Here is a 283-nt window from a genome sequence, read left to right as displayed (position 1 = left end):
CCTCGCTGATCATCAGCGGCAACGGCGATGTGATCGAACCCGAAGGCGGCCTGATCGCGATCGGCTCCGGCGGCCCCTTCGCCCTCGCTGCCGCCCGCGCCCTGCTCGAATCCACCGACCTGCCGCCCGCCGAAGTCGCCACCCGCGCGCTGAAGATCGCGGGCGATATCTGCATTTACACCAACCACAACGTGGTCTTGGAAAAGCTGTAGTTCGCGGCTTCGGTGGGGATCCCGGGATTGGGGATTCGAGATCAGATTAGCCAACGCCCGCGGCAAATACC

Annotated in this window: 1 protein-coding gene; it reads left to right on the top strand. The window is 64.7% G+C overall.

Annotated features, from left to right (window positions below):
• Positions 1-212 (top strand): Ntn hydrolase family protein (locus FLQ44_RS16620; RefSeq protein WP_500692552.1); only part of this gene is annotated, 212 nt, incomplete at its 5' end.
• Positions 213-283 lie beyond the last annotated feature (71 nt).

It is taken from the genome of Vogesella mureinivorans, from assembly GCF_007644035.1.
Classification (GTDB): Bacteria; Pseudomonadota; Gammaproteobacteria; order Burkholderiales; family Chromobacteriaceae; genus Vogesella; species Vogesella mureinivorans.
Note: the sequence above shows the minus strand (reverse complement) of the source record. Positions and strands in the feature narration are given on the sequence as shown.